We start from the raw sequence: 18,502 nt of genomic DNA on the forward strand, positions 1-18,502 counted from the left end.
TGCAGCCGTGTTCCAGGCTTTGTGTAGCCGCTGCCGAAGGCTGCGATCGAGCGGCACGCTCGCGGGGATCTTGCGACCGCCAAAGACCCTGCGGGTTTATCGCAGGCTGCGCCAGCGGCTACCGCGGCTTACCCCCGGCACTCCGCCAACCCCTTCAACTGCCCCGAGCCGCTCTGGTTGTCCTCGCTCAACCAGCGCTCGAACCCGGCGCCGACCTTCGGCCATTCGGAATCGAGGATCGAATACCAGGCGGTATCGCGGTTCTGGCCCTTGACCACCATGTGCTGGCGGAACACCCCTTCGAAACTGAAACCCAGGCGCTCGGCCGCATAACGCGAGCGGGCGTTGGCGTTGTTGCACTTCCACTCCAGGCGGCGATAGCCCAGGGCGAAGGCTTCCTTGGCCAGCAGGTACACCGCTTCGGTGCTCTTGGGCGAGCGTTGCATGGGGGCGCCGAAGGTGACGTGGCCGATCTCGATGCGGCCCTGGGCCGGGACGATCGACATCAGGCTGAGCAGGCCCTGCACCTGGCCGCTGGCCCGGTCGACCACGCTGAAGAAATACGGGTCGCTGTTGGCCGCGTGGTTGTTCAGCCAGTCATTGAAGGCGCTGCGTTCGGTAAAGGGCCCGTAGGGTAGGTAGTCCCACAGCTTGGGGTCGGCACCCGGGCCCTGGAAGGCGTGCCACAGGTCGTCGGCGTGGCGCGCCGGGTCGAGTTTTTCCAGGCGGATAAAGCGCCCTTCGAGCAGGGTGGTGGACGGCGGCGGCACGCCTTTCCAGTCGGCGAGTGAGGTCGGCATGAGGTTCTCCTTGAACGCTTAAAGGGCTTTGCGAAATTGAATGAAACCCGGGCGTTCGGCGATCCGCTCGTAGAGCTGGATGGCGGTGGCGTTGGTTTCGTGGGTCAGCCAGTGGACCTTGCAGCAGCCGTCGGCCTTGGCGGTGGCGTAGACGAATTCGATCAGTTGGCGACCGACGCCGGTGCCGCGTTGCTCCGGGACCACCAGCAAGTCCTGCAGGTAGCAGGAGTTCTCGATGCTCCAGTTGGAGCGATGGTAGATGAAATGCACCATGCCCACCGCCTGTTCGCCGTCCCAGGCCAGGGCGGCGTGGGTCGGCTCGGCGGGATCGAGGAAGCGCTGCCAGGTGCTGCGGGTGACCGCGTCGGCCAGCTCGGTGTTGTAGAAACGCAGGTAGGCCTGCCACAGCGGCAGCCAGGCTGCGTGGTCAGCGGGGGTGACGGGACGAATCTGGATCTGGCTCATGGCTGCTCCTGGCGCATCAGTTGGGAAATGCTCTGGTCATGGGGATCGGCGCTGGCGGCCAACCCTTCGCGCACGCCGGCGATGTCGGCGGCGGTGCGGTTCTGGCTGAGTTTGCGCTTGCCCTCCAGGCGCTGGATCGGCAGGGCGAAGCCGACGATGGCGCGCAGCATGCTGTCCATGAACTCGGCGGGGGCGTCCTCGAATTTCCAGGGGCTGGCGCGGCCGGTTTCATGCTGGTCGGTCAGGGCGCTGACCACTTCGCGGATGCGCTGCGGATCGTGGAACACCTCGGCCACGCCGTAGGCATGCACGCTCACGTAGTTCCAGGTCGGCACCACTTTGCCGTGCTCGGCCTTGCTCGGGTACAGCGACGGGCTGACGTAGGCTTCGGCGCCCTGGAAGATCAGCAGCGCCTCGGCGCCGCTGGCCAGTTCCTGCCATTGCGGGTTGGCCCTGGCCAGGTGGCCGTAGAGGGTGCCGTACGGGCCCTGGTCCGGGGCGAACGACAGCGGCAGGTGATTGGCCTGCAGGCCGCGCTCCCCGTAGGTCACCAGGGTGGCAAGGCGGGTTTCCCCGATCAGCTGGTGCAGGGTAGGCAGGTCTTCTTCGGCGAAAGCGCGGGGTAGGTACATGGAAAAATATCCTTGGCGAATGGCTGCATCCTAGGCAGGCTATTGGTCTGTTGTAAGAGCCATCTTCAGTCATTTTCATAGGTCCATTGGCGGGTCCATTCAGCCGGCCGGGGGGAGTCCATGAACAGCCCGACATTGCCGCTTTCCTTCAACCCCGCCGGTATCGAGCTGGACCGCGGCCAGGGACTCAGCCGCCAGCTGTACCAGGCCTTGCGCCAGCGGGTGCTGGACGGCCGGCTGGCCAGCGGCACGCGCCTGCCGGCCAGCCGCGACCTGGCGGCGGCCCTGGAGATTTCCCGCAACAGCGTGGTGCGCGCCTACGATCAGCTGTACGCCGAAGGTTTTATCGAAGGCCGGGTGGGCGATGGCACCTATGTGGCGCAATTGCCCGAGAGCCGGCTGCCGATCAAAAAGTCGGCGAAAAATTTATCCACAAAACTATCCACAGGGTTATCACCAGGCTTACCCACAGGGTTATCCACAAAATGCCCGGATTTACCTGGGATTACATCCAGTAAAGTTATCCACAGCGAGGCGTTGGAACGGGTCGAACAGCACCATTTGGCGACTCCGCAAAGCGGCCCGCCACGGGCTTTTCGGGTGGGGATTCCGGCCTTCGATCTGTTTCCGTTCGAGGTCTGGGCCAAGCTGAATGCGGCTTTCTGGCGCAAACCGGATCTGGGCCAGCTGTGTTATGGCGATTCGGCCGGCGAGGAGCGTCTGCGTGGATTGATCGCCGCCTACTTGCGCAGTTCGCGCGGCATGCAATGCAGCGCTGAACAAATTGTGATCACCAGTGGTGCACAACAGGGCATAAGCCTTTGTGCACAGTTGCTGGTGAACCCCGGCGACGGGGTGGCGGTGGAAAACCCCGGCTATCGGGCGGCGGGGCATGCCTTCGCGATTGCCGGCGCGCGCCTGCACGGGGTGGCGGTGGATAACGAGGGCTTCGACTGCGGGGCGCTGGCAGCCCTGAGCGATTGCCGACTGGCCTACGTTACGCCGTCCCATCAGTACCCCACCGGGGTCACCCTGAGCCTGGCCCGGCGCCTGGAACTGCTGGCCTGGGCCGAGCGCACCAACGGCTGGATAGTCGAGGACGACTATGATGGCGAGTACCGCTACAGCGGCGCGCCGCTGGCCCCCCTGGCGGCGCTCGACCGGCAGGGCCGGGTGCTGTACGTCGGCACTTTCGGCAAGGTCGCGTTCCCGGCCTTGCGCCTGGGTTACCTGGTGCTGCCGCCGGCGCTGGTGCAACCCTTCGCCCAGCGCCGGGCGGTGGATGTGCGCCATTCCGAGGTCAGCACCCAGGCGGTGATGGCCGAGTTCATGGCCGCCGGGCATTTCCAGCGGCATATCCGGCGCATGCGCCGCGCCGCCCTGAGTCGGCGCAACGCCTTGCTGGCCGGCTGGCCTGTGGATATCCCCGGGGTGGGTAAGTTACCGAATGTGGCGGCGGGCCTGCACCTGACGATCCCGGTGCAGAGCCTGGCCCGGGAGCGCGAACTGGTGGAAAAGGCCGCCGCCGTGGATGTGGAGATCAACGGCCTGAGCCACTACTGGCTGCCGGATTCGCCGCTGCCGCAGGACCGGCGTGCCGGGCTGGTACTGGGCTTTGCCGCAGTGCCCGAGGCCGCCATCGCCTGTGCCCTGGAGCGTCTGCGCCGGGCCTGGGGCGTGTGACGGCTATACTCGCGGCCATTGTCTTTGCCGAGAACCCTTATGAGCCTGACTCTTTCCGCGGCGCCCGAACGCAAGTTCGGCGCGCCCTTGTTCGCTTTGATCGTGCTGCTGGCTGGCGCTGTATTCCTGCAGGCCCAGGTCGGCTCGCGCCAGGTGTGGCTGTTGCTGCTGGGCGCGGCCCTGGGCCTGACCCTGTATCACGCCGCCTTTGGTTTCACTTCGGCCTGGCGGGTGTTTATCCGCGATCGTCGCGGCGCCGGCCTGCGGGCGCAGATGGTCATGCTGGCGCTGGCGGTGCTGCTGTTCTTTCCGGCCCTGGGCGCGGGCAGCCTGTTCGGTTCGCCGGTCACGGGGCTGGTGGCGCCGGCCGGGGTCTCGGTGATTGTCGGTGCGTTCATCTTTGGCATCGGCATGCAGCTGGGCGGTGGTTGCGCGTCCGGCACGCTGTTCACCGTGGGCGGCGGTAACGCGCGGATGCTGGTGACCCTGCTGTTTTTCATCTGCGGTTCGCTGATCGCCACCCACCATGTGGACTGGTGGTTCGCCTTGCCGTCGCTGCCGCCGGTGTCCATCGTGCAGCGCTTCGGCGTGGCGCCGGCATTGGGGCTCAGCCTCGGTCTGTTCGCCCTGATCGCCCTGGTTACGGTACGCCTGGAGAAGAGCCGCCACGGCACGCTGGAAGCGCCGGTCGACAGCGCGCACCAGGGCTGGCGCCGCCTGCTGCGCGGGCCCTGGCCATTGGTGTGGGGCGCGGTCGCCCTGGCCCTGTTGAACTTCGCCACCCTGGCGTTGGCCGGACGGCCCTGGGGCATCACCTCGGCGTTTGCCCTGTGGGGCGCCAAGGTCGCCAGCGGGCTGGGGGTGGATGTCGGCAGTTGGGTGTTCTGGCAAGGCGCGGCGAACGCCAAGGCCCTGGCCGCGCCGGTGTGGCAGGACATCACCAGCGTGATGGATATCGGCATCGTCTTCGGCGCCTTGCTGGCGGCGGGCCTGGCCGGGCGTTTCGCGCCAAGCCTGAAGATTCCCGCGCGCTCGCTGGTGGCGGCGGTGATCGGTGGTTTGCTGCTGGGTTACGGTGCGCGCCTGGCCTATGGCTGCAACATCGGCGCCTACTTCAGCGGCATCGCTTCCGGCAGCCTGCACGGCTGGCTGTGGCTGGTGGCGGCCTTTATCGGCAACGGCGTGGGCGTGCGCCTGCGGCCGTGGTTCTTTGCCGAGGAGCGTCAGCCGCAAGGGCTGACGGGGTGCTGAAACATCTTCTGTAGGAGCGAGCGGGCGGCGATCCGACTCGCCCGCGATAGGGACGCCGCGGTGTATCGGTTGCACCGCGTTATCGTTCATCGCGAGCAAGCTTCGCTCCTACAGAAGCACGCATTCCTCCGTAGGAGCGAAGCTTGCTCGCGAAAGCCGCGCAGCGGCGCTCTGCCAGCCACGGGCAATCGAGCGTTCGAGCGGCCGCTCCTACGGACGCCGGGCGATCAGGTCCCGGCCTTGATCTTGGTCCAGGCCCGGGTCCGTGCCCGTTCCGCGTCGCGAGGTAGCGGCCGCAGGGTGTACAGCGTGCTCATTGCCGCGTCGGTCGGGTACAGGTTGGGGTTGTTGCGGATCAACGGATCGACCAGTTCGGTGGCGTCCTTGTTCGGGTTCGGGTAGCCGACGAAGTCGCTGATCGGGGCGATCACCTTGGGTTGCAGCAGGTAGTTGATGAAGCGGTAGGCATCGTCCGGGTTCTTCGCGCCTTTGGGGATCGCCAGCATGTCGAACCAGATCGGCGCCCCTTCCTTGGGCAGGCGCATGTCCACCACCACGCCGTTCTTGGCTTCCTTGGCGCGGTTGGCGGCCTGGGAGAAGCTGCCGGAATACCCCACCGCCACGCAGATATCGCCATTGGCGATGTCGGCCATGTACTTGGACGAGTGGAAGTAGGTGACGTAGGGGCGGATCTTCAGCAGCAGTGCTTCGGCCTTGGCGTAGTCCGCCGGCTGCTTGCTGTTGGGGTCCAGGCCCAGGTGCTGCAGGGCCAGCGGCAGGATCTCCGACGGCGAGTCGAGCAGGGCCACGCCGCACTGCTTGAGCTTGCTGATGTTCTCTTCCTTGAAGATCAGGTCCCAGCTGTCCACCGGCGCGTTCTCGCCGAGGGCGGTCTTGACCTTGGCTGGGTTGAAGCCGATCAGGATGGTGCCGTACATGTAGGGCACGGCGAACTTATTGCCCGGGTCGTTGGCCTCGATCAGCTGCATCAGCTTGGGATCGAGGTGGTTCCAGTTCGGCAGCTTGCTGCGGTCCAGCGGCTGGAACACCCCGGCCTCGATCTGCTTGGCGAGGAACACGTTGGACGGCACTACCACGTCGTAGCCGGAGTTGCCGGTCAGCAGCTTGGCCTCCAGCGCCTCGTTGGTGTCGAAGATGTCGTAGACCAGCTTGACCTGGCTGTTCTCGGCCTTGAAGTCTTCCAGGGCCTTGGGGGTGATGTAGTCGAACCAGTTGTAGACGCGCAGGGTGCGTTCTTCAGCCTGTGCGGCACCGCCCAGCAGCGCCGCGCAGAGCGCGGGCAAGAGGTAGCTTTTGAGCCTGTTCATGTGGCGGGTTTCCTTCACTGGGCGTTTTGAAAGCCTTCGAGAACGTTGACGGCATTGATGCCGATCTCTTCCACCGCGTAGCCGCCTTCCATGACGAACAGCGTCGGCGTGCCCAGGGCGGCAATGCGTTGCCCCATGGCCAGGTAGTCCGGGCTGTCGAGCTTGAACTGCGAGATCGGGTCGTCCTTGAAGGTGTCCACGCCCAGCGATACGACCACTATGTCGGCGCCATAACCGCGGATTTCCTCGCAGGCCTGTTCCAGCGCCGCGCTCCAGCTGTCCCAGCCGCTGCCGGCGGGCAGCGGGTAGTTGAAGTTGAAGCCCTCGCCGGCACCTTCGCCCAGCTCGTCCGCATACCCCAGGAAGAACGGGAATTCGGCTTCCGGGTGGCCGTGGATCGAGGTGAACAGCACGTCGTTGCGTTCGTAGAAAATCGACTGGGTGCCGTTGCCGTGGTGGTAGTCGACGTCGAGGATCGCGACCTTCTTGTGGCCCTGGTCAAGGAAGGCCTGGGCGGCGATGGCCGCGTTGTTCAGGTAGCAGTAGCCGCCCATCAGGTCGCCGGCGGCATGGTGTCCCGGTGGCCGGCACAGGGCGAAGGCACTGCGCGCGCCGCGCTGGATCACCGCCTGGGCGGTCAGGGCGACTTGCGCGGCGCTGTAGGCCGCCTGCCAGGTGCCGGCGGTGATCGGCGCGCCGCCGTCGAAGCTGTAGTAGCCGAGCTGGCCGTGCAGGCTGGTGGGGATCACGCTGCGCAGGGTGCGCGCCGGCCAGGTGTAGGGCAGCAGGTCGCCGTCGATGCCCTGGGCGGCCCAGCGGTCCCAGGCGCCCTTGAAGAAGTCCAGGTAGGCGCGGCTGTGGATGCGTTCGATGGGCCCCAGGCCGAAGTCCCTGGGCGCCTCGACCGGGCCCAGGTTGCGATACTTCACGCGGTCCAGCACGTGGTCGGCGCGCGACGGCATTTCGAAGCAGGGCATCAGTTGCCCGTCGATCAGTTCGCAGCGGCCGTGGTGCAGGTGGTGATCGTCCGAGTAGATCGTCAGCATTTCTTGTTCTCCGCAGGCTGGTTCGGTGCTCACAGTCTTGCGGCGCCGGGGCTTTTGGAGAACGGCAGGAGCGGCCAAAAGGGGATCGATATGGCCAAAACCTGTGTCCGCAATTCGCCCCTTGAAACAACACGGCGCCCCATTGCGGGGCGCCAGCGGGGTCAGCTTGCGGGCGGCGCTTGATCGAAGCGCTGCAGCACCTGGAGCATGTCCTCGCGTTTTTTACGGGTGAGGATACCCAGCAGCAGGGCGCGGCCGTTTTTCTCGCAGCGCTGGCCGGCATTCGGATCGGCGCCTTTCTCCAGCAGCAGGGTGAACATGTCCAGGGTCTCCTGCTGGCTGACAGTGGGGGACTTGTCGTCGGCGGAGGTCTTGTCGGCGACGAACGTCAGCAGGCTCTGGCCGCCGGGTTGCTGGTTGGAGCAGGTGCCACGACCGTAGTTCAGGTTGAGATTGGCACCGGCTTCGATCAGTTGCCTCATGGCCGTGTAGTTGTTGCCCCAGAACGCCCGGTACAGTGCGGTTTCGTTGTCATCCACGGTGTGCAGTTCGAGGTTCTGCGGGTGTTGCAGCAGCCAGGTGAAGCCTTCGAGGTTGCGCTTCTGCTCGGCCAGTTGCATCAGCGGGGTGTAGCCCCGGCTGTTTTGCTCGTCGACGGCGACCCCGGCTTCCAGGAGGAATTTGAGGCGTCCGCCCTGGTTCAGGTCGGGGCTGTCCTTGAGGTCGCGCTCCATGGCCTGCAGGGCCAGGGTGGTCCATTTGTACTGGCCGCTGGTATGGGCGCCGTGGGCCAGCAGCAGTCGGGCGATCTCCAGGTTTGGGGCATCCAGGGCGTGCAGCAGGGCACTGCGCCCGTCGTCGGCCATGACTTCGCCACTGACGCCACCGGCCAGCAAGCGCCGGACCTCGGCCGCGTCGCCGGCATCCACAGCGGCCACCAGCGGCCAGAAGCCCTGGCACGCCTGCGGGTTGGCGGACTTCAGGCCCAGGCGCTGCAGCACCCGCGGCGGCACGCTCAACTGGCGTTGCAGGCGCAGGCCGCAATACAGCCGATAGCGTTCGATGGCGCGGCCCTGGTGGATGTTGTCCAGCGGCCGTTGTTCGAACTGGGCCCAGTCCAGGTCGGCCAGGTTGAGGTAGGTCGGCATGCGCCCGGGTTCCCGGCGCAACACCTCCAACAGCCAGGGGCGGGCGGTTTTCAGCTGGCCGGCCTCGCTGGTCCAGTAGGCGATGTCGTTGAGCAGGCCCGGGTATTCGCTGCGGTCCTGGGCCATGGTGCGAAAGTCATGGGCGGCGAAGAAGTCTTCCACCTGGCGGATGCCCGGCCCCTTGTCCTTGGCTTTGCGCAGTTGCTCGTGGAGTTCGCGGAACTGGGTCCAGACGTCGTCCGCCGTGGCTGGTGGCGTATAGGCATTGAAGGTGATCGGGCCCGTGCCGCTGCTGAAGGGCCGGAACCACGCAGGAAAGCGCTGCAGGGCGTACAACCACTGTTGCTCGATCTCGCTACCGATCGGTTGCAATGGGGTGAAGTCCATCTGGGTCAGGTCGCGGCGGTGACTGACGGCCAGCATCGGCTGCTTCGGATAGCGCTGGTCGATCAGCAGATAACGCTGGCTGAGCTGCCAGTCCGGGCTGATGCAGTCGAAGCTCAAGGGCGTCAGGCTCAGCCCGACTTCGAGCTGATTGCTCGGCGGCCAGTTGTCCGAGACCTGGATCGGGTCGTCCGGCGAGACGCAGGCTCGCAGTTCCTCGGGGCTGAACAGCGGCAAGGGTGGCGACTTGTAGATGCGCTGCTGGTACTGCGCGTCCTGGTAGGCGTTGAGATAAAACAGCCCGCGGTACTGGCTGAGCACGATCCGCGCCGGAAGCTGCTCAAGGCCTGGCAGGGGGAACGGCTTGATCTGCAGGGTGGCGGTTTCCGGTTCGTCCAGGACGATACCGCGGGAGACTTGCCACCATTTGATCTTGGCCAGGTCCAGGTCGAATGCCTGGACGGCGGGCGCGATGGCGAGCATCAGCAGCGCCAGGCCGCTCGCGCAAAAGCGGATGTGCCTGGCAACGATGCCTGTAAAGAAGTTCACGTTTGCAGTCCCTTGCCGATATGAAAGGCCGGCAATGTAATGCAATCGGCGGTTTTATGCCGGGGTTTGTGTCAGGGCCGGAACTGGCTCGGGGCGACGCCGCTCCAGCGCACGAAGGCATGGCGGAAGCTTGCGGTTTCGCTGAAGCCCAGGGCTTCGGCGATGCGGTAGATCGGCAGGTCGTCCTCGCAGAGCATCTGCTTGGCTCGCTCGAAGCGCAGCTCGTCGAGCAGTTCCTGATAGCTGCACCCCAGGTCCTTGAGGTGCCGGCGCAGGGTGCGGGCCGAGCAGTTCATCTGTTCGGCCAGGCCTTCCAGGCCCGGCGCGGCGTCCAGTTGCGCAGCCAGCAGCTGGCGGATGCGCCCGAGCCAGGCCTGGCGCCCGGTGAATTCGGTGTTCTGCTTGCGGCAGCGTTCGGCCATGGCCTGGTGGGTGATGGCGTCCGCCAGGGGCAGCGGCTGTTCGAGCCAGCGCCGGTCGAAGGCGAAGGCATTGCAGGCTGCATCGAATTGCAGCGGGCAGTCGAAGCGCTCGGCATAGCGGCGCTGGTAATCGGGGGCGGGGTAGTCGAAGCGGGCGCCGCGCAAGGGCAGCGGATGGCCCAGCAGGTCGTCGCAGATGACCTTCAACGACACCAGGCAGAACTCGATATTGAAGGTCGCCAGCGCCGGGTTCTCGCGGTAATCCGCGGCGGTCAGCCAGATCAGCTCGCCGTCCGCTTCCAGGCTCAGCTCGAAAAGTGTTCCCAACAGCGCCGGATAACGCAGCGCCAGGCGCAAAGCGTCACCTAAGGTGGCACTGGTGAGCAGGGCATAACCGAGCATGCCGTAGCTGGAGACGTGCATGCGCCGGCCCAGCTCCAGGCCGATATCCCGTTGCAGGGCCACGGCGTTGGCGCACACCAGCATTTCCTGGTTGGTGGTGATGCGGGTGTCGGCGCGGCTCAGGTCGGCGGCGTTGATGCCGCTGCCGGCCAGCAGCGCGTCGCTGGGCAGCCCTTGGTCCTTGAAGGTGTTGAGCACCAGCGAGACGGCGTTGAGGGTGGTGAGGTGGGAGTGCAGCATGTCCGTTTCCAGCCCGGGGGATGCTGAAAACGGAGCAATTTGTATGCCGCGCCTGCGACAAATTCCAACGATGGCGTGGGGCGGCGGCTGGATCGCCGCGTTGCGGCTATCGCGAGCAAGCTCGCTCCTACAAGGGACTGTGGAGCTTCTGTAGGAGCGAGCTTGCTCGCGATGAAGGTGAACGATGACGTGCTGTCAGCTCAGCTCGCCGCACAGGTCCAGTTCCACCAGGCGCCGCACTTCGGCGCTGTCCAGGCCGGCGCCCAGCAGGGCGTTGAGCTTGCCGAAGGCCGCTTCGCGGGTCATGCCGCCACCGGACAGCACGCCGACGCCGCGCAGACGGCTGCCGGCCTCGTAGATGTCCAGCTCCACGCCGCCTTCATGGCATTGGGTGATAGCCACGACCACGATGCCCTGTTCCCGGGCGCGTTGCAGGCTGGCCAGGAACTGCGGGTTATCGCTCGGCCCGGTGCCACTGCCGAAGCACTCCAGCACCAGCGCCTGGATGCCGCTGCCCAGCAGGGCGTCGAGCTGTTCGGCGGCGATCCCCGGCACCAGCGGCAATACGCCGACCCTGGCCAGTTGCTTGGCCTGGCGGTAATCCAGCTGCGCTGGAATCGAGGTCGCCTTGGCTGCGCCACCCTGGCGCTGCAACGCCGCGAACGGATGACGGCCGAAGCTGCGGATTTTCGCGCAGCGGGTCGGCGCCAGCAGTTCACCGTGGAAGTACAGGTGCACGCCCGGCGCCAGGCCCTGGCCGAGAGCGACCAGGGCGCCGCCGAGGTTTTCCCAGGCATCGCTGTCGGTCACCCCGGCCGGCAGCATCGAGCCGGTGAACACCACGCGGGCGGGCAGGCCCAGCAGCTGGAAGCTCATGGCCGCGGCGCTGTAGGCCAGGGTGTCGGTGCCGTGCAGGATCAGCACGCTGTCGCAGCCCTGCACGTCGACCGCATCGACCACGGCTTCGCGCAGGCGCTGCCAGTAGGCGGGGGTCATGTTGGCGCTGTCGATCAGCGGCGCCATCTCGCGAAAGCGCCAGTCGGGCACCACCAGCTCGGGCTGGCTGTGCAGGTAGTCGCGCATCCGCGCCTCGAAACCCGAGGCCGGGGCCAGGCCGTGGGCGCTGGCCTGCATGCCGATGGTGCCGCCGGTGTAGAGCACCATGACGTTCTGCGCGGCAGGATAGGTGTTGGCATTCATTGGGGAGTCTCCGGAACGATGACAGCGTGCGGTCGAGCATGAAGCTGACCGCCGCTTGTGTCACGCCGGGCGCAAGACATGCGCCCGGTTTTTACCCGATCAGCGTTGCGCTGCGGGAATACCTTGCGGCTGAACGTCGGCCTCGGCAGCAACCGACGGGCTGGTCGGCCAGGCCTTCAGGTCCAGGTCCAGATCGGTAAATTTGCTGGAGTCGAACACTGGCTGGCTGACGCCGGCGCGGCGCTGCTCGTCGTAGTCGCGCATCACGCGCAGGCCGACCTTGAACAGCATGGCCAGGGCCACCAGGTTGACGAAGGCCAGGCAGGTCATGGTGATGTCGGCGAAGGCGAACACGGTCGACAGGTCCTGCATCGAACCCCAGACCACCAGCGCCAGCACCAGGCCGCGGAAAGTCATCAGCGCAGCGCGGTTGCGGGTGAGGAACTGCAGGCTGTTCTCGCCCAGGTAGTAGTTGTAGAGGATGCAGGTGAAGACGAACAGCGACAGCGCGACGCTGACGAACATGCGGCCCCAGTCACCGACCACGGCGGCCAGCGAGTTCTGGGTCAGGACGATGCCGTCACCTTCGAAGCCTGGGGTGTAGAAGCCCGACAGCAGGATCAGCAGCGCGGTGCAGGTGCAGATCACGAAGGTGTCGAGGAACACGCTGAAAGCCTGGACCACGCCTTGGGCGCCCGGGTGCTTCACGGCGGCCACGGCGGCGACGTTCGGCGCACTGCCCAGGCCCGCTTCGTTGGCGAATACGCCACGCTTCACGCCCATGACAATTGCGCTGCCGAGCAAGCCGCCGAAGGCCGGGTCGAGACCGAAGGCGCTCTTGAAGATGGTTTCCAGCATGGCTGGGACCTGTTCGATCTGGGTGCCGATCACGTACAGGGTCACGCCGATATAGGCCAGAGTCTTGATCGGTACCAGCAGGTCGGACACCGAGGCGATGCGCTTGATACCGCCGATGAAGGTGATGGCCAGCAGCACCGCCAGGACGATACCGGTGTGTTGTGGGTCGAAGGCAAAGGCGTTCTGCAGCGAGTGGGTCACGGTGTAGGACTGCAGGCCGATGAAGGCGAAGCCGTAGGTGACCAGCAGCAGGATCGAGAACACCACCGCCATGCCTTTGAGCTTCAGGCCGTGCTGGATGTAGTAAGCCGGACCTCCACGGTACAGGCCGTCGCCATCGGCGCGCTTGTAGACCTGGGCCAGGGTACATTCGAAGAAGCTGCTGGACATGCCGACCAGTGCGGTCACCCACATCCAGAACACCGCACCCGGACCACCGAGGGTCACGGCGATGCCGACACCGGCGATGTTGCCTGCTCCGACACGGCCGGCAAGGCTGAGCATCAGGGCCTGGAACGAGCTGAGTTGCCCGGCGCTGCCTTTGAGGCTGTCGCGGAACACCGCGAACATGTGGAAGAAATGGCGCAATTGAACGAAACGCGAGCGGATCGTGAAGTAGCTACCGAGCCCGACAATGAGCACGATCAGTACTTTCCCTGAGAGGAAGTCGTTGATGACTTCGAGCATGGAGTATTCCTCGCTGTTTTTTGTAAAGGCAGAAGCTGGGCGGTCCGAAACATCGAGTTACACACCGTCGCGCGGGCAGCACGACAGGTGGGGCGAGTGTTCGTCCCGGTTCCAATTCGCGGGTTGTTATTAGTTCGGGTTTCCCATGGGGTTGAGCCTCGTTACCGACGGCTGTCCATGTGAAGAGGGGGCGCACTATACCGGTGCGCGCGCCCGCCGTCTGCATGTAGCGCGTCGAGCCGAGGAACGGCAGGCGGGGAAAGGGGCTGAATCGGTTCTTGCGCCGGAGCCTCGGCACGCTTTACCGCCTCCGTAGGAGCGAAGCTTGCTCGCGATGAACGTCAACGAAAATGCGGTGTGGCTGGCAGAGCGCCGCTTTGCGGCTATCGCGAGCGATCGAGCGTCGACCGGCCGCTCCTACAGAAGATTCCCGTCGCAGACGATACCGGCGACAGCTTTGTGTTTTCGTAGGAGCGGGCCGGTCGACGCTCGATTGCCCACGATGGGCGGCGGCGCGGTCCGGCAGGCCTCAGAAGTAGTAGCCGATATTGACGTTGGTCCGGTAGTACCACTGGTTGCTGCCCACCGAGCTGGTGCTGGTGAAGCCGCTGCCGTTCTCCGCGCCACCGTAGGGGTTGGCGTTCCGGGCCCAGGAACTGCGCGCCCACGGTGTACATCTGCGAGTCGTCCCAGCCTCTTTGGTTTTTCATCATCCGGCTGTAGCCGCTGCCGAGCTGGCGAGGCTGCGAACGGCACCGCAGGGGCCGCCATCCGGGCGCTGCGGTGCATCAATGGAAGCGCGGTTGGCAGGTTTTGCGGCTGCTGCGCAACCGATCGCAGCCTCGCAGGCTCGGCAGCGGCTACAACAGCCGTTTTGCAGCCTCTCAGCGGTTTTGTGGGTTTGGTGGTACGTAACGGCCGTACAGCCTTTGCCTCGCAACGATTACGTAGCAATTACGTAACCGTTACGTAGCAATTACATAGCGCGCTAGAGATCCCGCACCAGGCGCCGGCTCTTGCGGCCGGAGACGCAGACCATCATCGATCGGTTGGCTGTCCGTTCGGCCTTGGTCAGCACGCCGTCGCGGTGGTCAATCTCGCCTTCCACCACCCGCGTTTCACAGGAGCCGCAGACCCCTTCGCGACAGCTATGGTCGATGTCGCAGCCGGCTTCGAGCAGCACATCCAACAGGCTCAGGCCGGGCTCCACGGACAGAGGCTTGCCGGACTTTTTCAGCTCGACGCTGTAACTGCTCTGGGCGGGCATTTGCTCAAGAACTGTTGCAGTCCTTGTTGATATGCCTGGGACGGCATGAGGTCACTGTGTTTGGCGATGTGATAGGCCAGGCCCTTATGTTCCAGCTCGGCGCAGGCCACGGCGTAGAAGTCGGGCGTTTCCCGCAGGTGCGCGATCTGCTCCCAGGCCAGCGTGCTCTTGCCGCCCTTGGCGTTGCTCAACGTAAAGCCCCGGTCGCTTGCCGCTCAGGCTGGAAACTGCGGTATATGCTGTTCCACCCACTCGAACAGGCGCTCGTCGAGCAGCGGTCGGTAGCGGTCGTAGGTGTCCTGGTGGCTGTTGAAGAGTGGGTCCTGATTGATCCGCGCGGCCAACGCGCTGGGGCTGTCGCTCCCGGCATGGCTCGCCCTCAGGTGTTTCTGTCGCTGATCGGCCTGTTCCAGGGTGTCCGCCAGGGCGTCCAGTTGCAGGTGCCTGAATTGGGCGATGACCTGGGGCAGGTGAAAGTGCAGGGCACTGTCAAAGCCTTCCCAGTCCTCAAAGGCCAGCCACTCGTGGAGCACCATGAAGCAGCGCGGTGCCGGTGCCAGTTGTTCCAGCGGCTCGAAGGCCAGCCAGTACTGGCGCGGCAGCTGCTCCTCGGTTTCGATGGCCTGGGCGATCAGGTCCAGGGCCCGGCCCTTGTCTCGGTGATGTTTGCGCAGGATGCGCTGGGTCAGGGTGAAGCCCGCTTCTTCTATAGCGTGCAGGGCACGGTTCAGGTCGTAGCCGGCGTTGTGCAGGTGTTCGCGGGCTTGCTCGGGAGGCAGGCCGGACTTGTCCATCAGTAACTGCAACAGCTCGGACTTGTAGAGCTCGGCGGCTTGCTGGGGATTGCCCGCGCAGCGGGCCAGCAGGGTTTGGGCGTGGCGCAGGCCGATGGGGATCAGGTTGCGCAGTTGTTGAAGGGCCTGGATGTGCGTCGGGTCCATCGACGGGATGCCTTGGTATTCGTTGCCGGTCGCGGCGGGAGGTCGATTATCTACCCTGATGGCCGGTTGTGCTTGGCCAAAGCCTGGGCGAAGTATCGCGAAGGCCTGGATCTGTAGCCGCTGCCGCAGGCTGCGATCGACCGCGAAGCGGGCGCGGCGGTTTCAAGGGCAGGTAAAGGAGCAGGCAAAAAAAAGGGCTTGGAGAAGAATCTCCAAGCCCTCAAAAGGTGAGAGGTGTCTAGTCCCTCGACCTGGTGAGCGGTGCCCTGTGGCCAGGGCGGGCGTTGGTCAGGCTTTGAGCGGGACCAGACGCGGGGCAATCATGTTTTCCGGGCGCAGGATGTCGGCGAGCATGGCGTCGTCGAGCAAGCCTTCTTCGCGCACCAGTTCCAGTACGCCGCGGCCGCTTTCCAGGGCGATGCGGGCGATACGGGTGGCGTTTTCATAGCCGATGTACGGGTTCAGCGCGGTGACCAGGCCGATCGAGTGCTCGACCAGTTCGCGGCAGCGCTGCTCGTTGGCGGTGATGCCGGTGATGCAGTGCTCGCGCAGCATGTCCATGGCGCGTTGCAGCAGGCGGATCGAGTCGAAGATCTTGAAGGCGATCAGCGGCTCCATCACGTTCAGTTGCAGCTGGCCGCCTTCGGCCGCGATGGTCAGGGCCAGGTCGTTGCCGATGATCTGGAACGCCACCTGGTTGACCGCTTCCGGGATCACCGGGTTGACCTTGCCGGGCATGATCGAGCTGCCTGGCTGACGCGCTGGCAGGTTGATCTCGTTGATCCCGGTACGCGGGCCGCTGGACAGCAGGCGCAGGTCGTTGCAGATCTTCGACAGCTTGACCGCGGTGCGCTTGAGCATGCCGGAGAACAGCACGAAGGCGCCCATGTCGGAGGTGGCTTCGATCAGGTCGGCGGCCGGTACCAGCGGCTGGCCGCTGATGGTGGCCAGGCGCTGGACGGCCAGGGCCTGGTAACGCGGGTCGGCGTTGATGCCGGTACCGATGGCGGTACCGCCCAGGTTCACTTCGGTCAGCACTTCCGGCGCCAGGGTCTTCAGGCGGGCCAGGTCTTCGCTCAGGGTGGTGGCGAAGGCGCGGAACTCCTGGCCCAGGGTCATCGGCACGGCGTCTTGCAGCTGGGTACGGCCCATCTTCAGGACGTGGCTGAATTCTTCACCCTTGGCGGCGAACGACTGGATCAGGCTGTCGAGGCTGGCCAGCAGCGCGTCGTGGCCCAGCAGCAGACCCAGGCGGATCGCAGTCGGGTAGGCGTCGTTGGTCGACTGCGCCATGTTCACGTCGTTGTTCGGGTGCAGGTACTGGTATTCGCCCTTGCTGTGGCCCATGGCCTCCAGCGCGATGTTGGCGATGACTTCGTTGGCATTCATGTTGGTCGAAGTGCCAGCGCCGCCTTGAATCATGTCCACCACGAATTCTTCGTGGAAGTCGCCGCGGATCAGACGGGCACAGGCTTCGCTGATGGCAGCGTGCTTGGCTTCGCTCAGGTGACCCAGCTCGCGGTTGGCGTCAGCAGCTGCCTGCTTGACCATTGCCAGGGCCACGACCAGTTTTGGGTAGTGCGAAATCGGAACGCCGGAGAGGCGGAAGTTGTTCACCGCTCGCAGGGTCTGGATGCCGTAATACGCTTGAGCAGGTACTTCGAGTACGCCAAGCAGGTCTTTTTCTGTGCGGAAAGATGCAGCGGAGGACATGATAGAAATCATCTCGATATGGACCCGGTCTGTGCCGGAACGCTGCGAATCCTAGGCCTGCGGGAAAATTTGGGCCAATGCTGTTAAACACTGGCCTATGCATAAACGGCATAATGCCCATGTGACGCCGCTTGCGCGGCAAGCGTGTGACCTAAAATGGTGCGCTCCCCGGGAGGACGTGATGAATCTGGAAAGCAAATGGCTCGAGGACTTCAGTGCCCTGGCCGCCACCCGCAGCTTCTCGCAGGCCGCCGAACGGCGCTTCGTGACCCAGCCGGCTTTCAGCCGACGGATCCGCAGCCTGGAAGCGGCGCTGGGGCTGACCCTGGTCAACCGCTCGCGCACGCCGATCGAACTGACGGCGGCGGGGCAGCTGTTCCTGGTGACCGCGCGCACGGTGGTCGAGCAACTGGGCGAAGTGCTGCGGCACTTGCATCACCTCGAAGGCGGGCAGGGCGAAGTGATGCAGGTCGCCGCGGCGCACTCCCTGGCCCTGGGTTTCTTCCCGCGCTGGATCGCCCAGTTGCGTAACGAAGGCCTGAACATCGCCACGCGGCTGGTGGCGACCAACGTCGGCGACGCCGTGCATGCCCTGCGCGAAGGCGGCTGCGACCTGATGCTGGCCTTCTATGACCCGGACTCGGCCATGCAGATGGACCCGGAAATCTTTCCTTCGCTGCACCTGGGCCAGACCGAGATGCTGCCAGTGTGCGCGGCGGATGCCGCCGGCAAGCCACTGTTCGACCTGGAAGGTGAGGCCAGCGTGCCGCTGCTGGCGTACAGCGCCGGGGCGTTTCTCGGGCGTTCGGTGAACCAGCTGCTGCGCCAGCGCAACCTGCGGTTCACCACGGTCTATGAAACCGCCATGGCCGACAGCCTCAAGAGCATGGCCCTGGAAGGCCTGGGGATTGCCTGGGTGCCGCACCTGAGCGTGCGCGCCGAACTGGCCCGCGGTGAACTGGTGGTCTGCGGCGGCGCGCAATGGCATGTGCCGCTGGAGATCCGCCTGTACCGCTGCGCCCTGGTGCGCAAGGCCAACGTCCGGTTGCTGTGGCGCAAGCTCGAAGGTGGCGCGGCGCAGGGCACAGGCAACACCTGACCTGTAGCCGCTGCCGAAGGCTGCGCTCGCTCTGGGCGGCACTCCGTCGCAGGGGCCGCAAAACCTGGCGACGCGGTCTGTCTGAAGGAGTGGGAATACCCCCTTTGCGCCGGCTTCGCCGTCGATCGCAGCCTGTGGCAGCGGCTACAGGAATCTGGCAACGATCCTGGCCCATGCTGACTGACCCTGAAGTCAATAAAACCGCCGCTTTGCGCCTGAAACATGGTGTATGACAGATGGTCGGCAAAAGTGCGTTTAATGCACCTTTTTCGGTATACTGCGCGGCCTTCGGCCGGTTCGCCCGGCCATAATTCGTACATTCAAGCCACGCATTCCGCGTGGCTTGTTGTTTTTGACGCGCCCGCGGGCGCCCAGAGAGAAGAGGCA

The 18,502-nt window shown here is 65.2% G+C and carries 15 protein-coding genes and 2 pseudogenes; 3 read left to right on the forward strand and 14 right to left on the reverse strand.

Going from position 1 to position 18,502, the window contains the following annotated elements:
* Window positions 1-128: 128 nt before the first annotated feature.
* The 3 genes from J4E58_RS08635 to J4E58_RS08645 are packed head-to-tail and all read right to left on the reverse strand — an operon-like array spanning window position 129 to window position 1,897.
* Entirely contained in the window at window positions 129-800 is a 672-nt protein-coding gene (locus J4E58_RS08635; protein WP_085532737.1) for a GNAT family N-acetyltransferase, read from the reverse strand.
* 18 nt (window positions 801-818) lie between these two features.
* A complete protein-coding gene (locus J4E58_RS08640; RefSeq protein ID WP_087087456.1) occupies window positions 819-1,265 on the reverse strand; it encodes a GNAT family N-acetyltransferase in 447 nt (148 codons plus the stop codon).
* Window positions 1,262-1,897, reverse strand: a complete 636-nt coding sequence (locus J4E58_RS08645; protein ID WP_087087458.1) for an FMN-binding negative transcriptional regulator — start codon at window positions 1,895-1,897, stop codon at window positions 1,262-1,264. Before J4E58_RS08645 ends, J4E58_RS08640 begins: the two co-directional genes overlap by 4 nt.
* A gap of 120 nt (window positions 1,898-2,017) precedes the next feature.
* Here J4E58_RS08645 and J4E58_RS08650 point away from each other — a divergent pair, with 120 nt between their 5' ends.
* Window positions 2,018-3,580: a PLP-dependent aminotransferase family protein gene (locus J4E58_RS08650; RefSeq protein WP_087087460.1), complete on the forward strand. Its 1,563-nt coding sequence runs from the start codon at window positions 2,018-2,020 to the stop codon at window positions 3,578-3,580.
* 39 nt (window positions 3,581-3,619) lie between these two features.
* Entirely contained in the window at window positions 3,620-4,831 is a 1,212-nt protein-coding gene (locus tag J4E58_RS08655; RefSeq protein WP_087087462.1) for a YeeE/YedE family protein, read from the forward strand.
* 227 nt (window positions 4,832-5,058) lie between these two features.
* Here the strand turns inward: J4E58_RS08655 and J4E58_RS08660 are convergent, their stop codons facing one another.
* The 11 genes and pseudogenes from J4E58_RS08660 to aspA all read right to left on the reverse strand — a co-directional run bounded on the left by J4E58_RS08660 (window position 5,059) and on the right by aspA (window position 17,016).
* On the reverse strand, window positions 5,059-6,159 hold the full coding sequence (locus tag J4E58_RS08660) for a polyamine ABC transporter substrate-binding protein (RefSeq protein ID WP_087087464.1): 1,101 nt from the start codon (window positions 6,157-6,159) through the stop codon (window positions 5,059-5,061).
* A gap of 14 nt (window positions 6,160-6,173) precedes the next feature.
* Window positions 6,174-7,205 carry a histone deacetylase family protein gene (locus J4E58_RS08665; protein ID WP_087087466.1) on the reverse strand — a complete coding sequence of 344 codons (1,032 nt, stop codon included), beginning with the start codon at window positions 7,203-7,205 and terminating at the stop codon, window positions 6,174-6,176.
* 161 nt (window positions 7,206-7,366) lie between these two features.
* Complete coding sequence (locus J4E58_RS08670; protein ID WP_087087468.1) at window positions 7,367-9,286, reverse strand: ankyrin repeat domain-containing protein; 1,920 nt, start codon at window positions 9,284-9,286, stop codon at window positions 7,367-7,369.
* A 71-nt stretch (window positions 9,287-9,357) separates the two neighbouring features.
* Window positions 9,358-10,350, reverse strand: coding sequence for an AraC family transcriptional regulator (locus J4E58_RS08675; RefSeq protein WP_085532753.1), 993 nt, complete (start codon window positions 10,348-10,350; stop codon window positions 9,358-9,360).
* Between the two features lie 195 nt (window positions 10,351-10,545).
* A complete protein-coding gene (locus J4E58_RS08680; RefSeq protein ID WP_007927556.1) occupies window positions 10,546-11,550 on the reverse strand; it encodes an asparaginase in 1,005 nt (334 codons plus the stop codon).
* A 99-nt stretch (window positions 11,551-11,649) separates the two neighbouring features.
* Entirely contained in the window at window positions 11,650-13,095 is a 1,446-nt protein-coding gene (locus tag J4E58_RS08685) for a sodium:alanine symporter family protein (RefSeq protein WP_007927555.1), read from the reverse strand.
* 529 nt (window positions 13,096-13,624) lie between these two features.
* Window positions 13,625-13,832 (reverse strand): annotated as a pseudogene (locus J4E58_RS31930) (hypothetical protein); the annotation flags it as partial.
* 251 nt (window positions 13,833-14,083) lie between these two features.
* Window positions 14,084-14,356: pseudogene (locus J4E58_RS08690) on the reverse strand (2Fe-2S iron-sulfur cluster-binding protein); the annotation flags it as partial.
* On the reverse strand, window positions 14,329-14,553 hold the full coding sequence (locus J4E58_RS08695; protein ID WP_087087470.1) for a hypothetical protein: 225 nt from the start codon (window positions 14,551-14,553) through the stop codon (window positions 14,329-14,331). The gene J4E58_RS08695 and the pseudogene J4E58_RS08690, both read right to left, overlap by 28 nt.
* Window positions 14,554-14,577: 24 nt before the next feature.
* Window positions 14,578-15,303 (reverse strand): hypothetical protein, encoded by a 726-nt coding sequence (locus tag J4E58_RS08700; RefSeq protein WP_087087472.1) that lies wholly within the window; start codon window positions 15,301-15,303, stop codon window positions 14,578-14,580.
* Between the two features lie 288 nt (window positions 15,304-15,591).
* Window positions 15,592-17,016: an aspartate ammonia-lyase gene (gene aspA / locus J4E58_RS08705; protein ID WP_007928510.1), complete on the reverse strand. Its 1,425-nt coding sequence runs from the start codon at window positions 17,014-17,016 to the stop codon at window positions 15,592-15,594.
* 181 nt (window positions 17,017-17,197) lie between these two features.
* Here aspA and J4E58_RS08710 point away from each other — a divergent pair, with 181 nt between their 5' ends.
* On the forward strand, window positions 17,198-18,115 hold the full coding sequence (locus J4E58_RS08710; protein WP_009041373.1) for a LysR substrate-binding domain-containing protein: 918 nt from the start codon (window positions 17,198-17,200) through the stop codon (window positions 18,113-18,115).
* Window positions 18,116-18,502: the final 387 nt, after the last annotated feature.

The sequence above is a fragment of the Pseudomonas sp. FW305-25 genome (assembly GCF_017351415.1).
GTDB classification, from domain to species: domain Bacteria; phylum Pseudomonadota; class Gammaproteobacteria; order Pseudomonadales; family Pseudomonadaceae; genus Aquipseudomonas; species Aquipseudomonas chlororaphis.

Coding starts and splice junctions, on each gene's coding strand:
- J4E58_RS08675 (WP_085532753.1), bottom strand. CDS start 10,350: ATGCTGCACTCCCACCTCACCACCCTCAACGCCGTCTCGCTGGTGCTC.
- J4E58_RS08635 (WP_085532737.1), bottom strand. CDS start 800: ATGCCGACCTCACTCGCCGACTGGAAAGGCGTGCCGCCGCCGTCCACC.
- J4E58_RS08710 (WP_009041373.1), top strand. CDS start 17,198: ATGAATCTGGAAAGCAAATGGCTCGAGGACTTCAGTGCCCTGGCCGCC.
- J4E58_RS08655 (WP_087087462.1), top strand. CDS start 3,620: ATGAGCCTGACTCTTTCCGCGGCGCCCGAACGCAAGTTCGGCGCGCCC.
- J4E58_RS08645 (WP_087087458.1), bottom strand. CDS start 1,897: ATGTACCTACCCCGCGCTTTCGCCGAAGAAGACCTGCCTACCCTGCAC.
- J4E58_RS08700 (WP_087087472.1), bottom strand. CDS start 15,303: ATGGACCCGACGCACATCCAGGCCCTTCAACAACTGCGCAACCTGATC.
- J4E58_RS08680 (WP_007927556.1), bottom strand. CDS start 11,550: ATGAATGCCAACACCTATCCTGCCGCGCAGAACGTCATGGTGCTCTAC.
- J4E58_RS08650 (WP_087087460.1), top strand. CDS start 2,018: ATGAACAGCCCGACATTGCCGCTTTCCTTCAACCCCGCCGGTATCGAG.
- J4E58_RS08660 (WP_087087464.1), bottom strand. CDS start 6,159: ATGAACAGGCTCAAAAGCTACCTCTTGCCCGCGCTCTGCGCGGCGCTG.
- J4E58_RS08640 (WP_087087456.1), bottom strand. CDS start 1,265: ATGAGCCAGATCCAGATTCGTCCCGTCACCCCCGCTGACCACGCAGCC.
- J4E58_RS08665 (WP_087087466.1), bottom strand. CDS start 7,205: ATGCTGACGATCTACTCGGACGATCACCACCTGCACCACGGCCGCTGC.
- aspA (WP_007928510.1), bottom strand. CDS start 17,016: ATGTCCTCCGCTGCATCTTTCCGCACAGAAAAAGACCTGCTTGGCGTA.
- J4E58_RS08685 (WP_007927555.1), bottom strand. CDS start 13,095: ATGCTCGAAGTCATCAACGACTTCCTCTCAGGGAAAGTACTGATCGTG.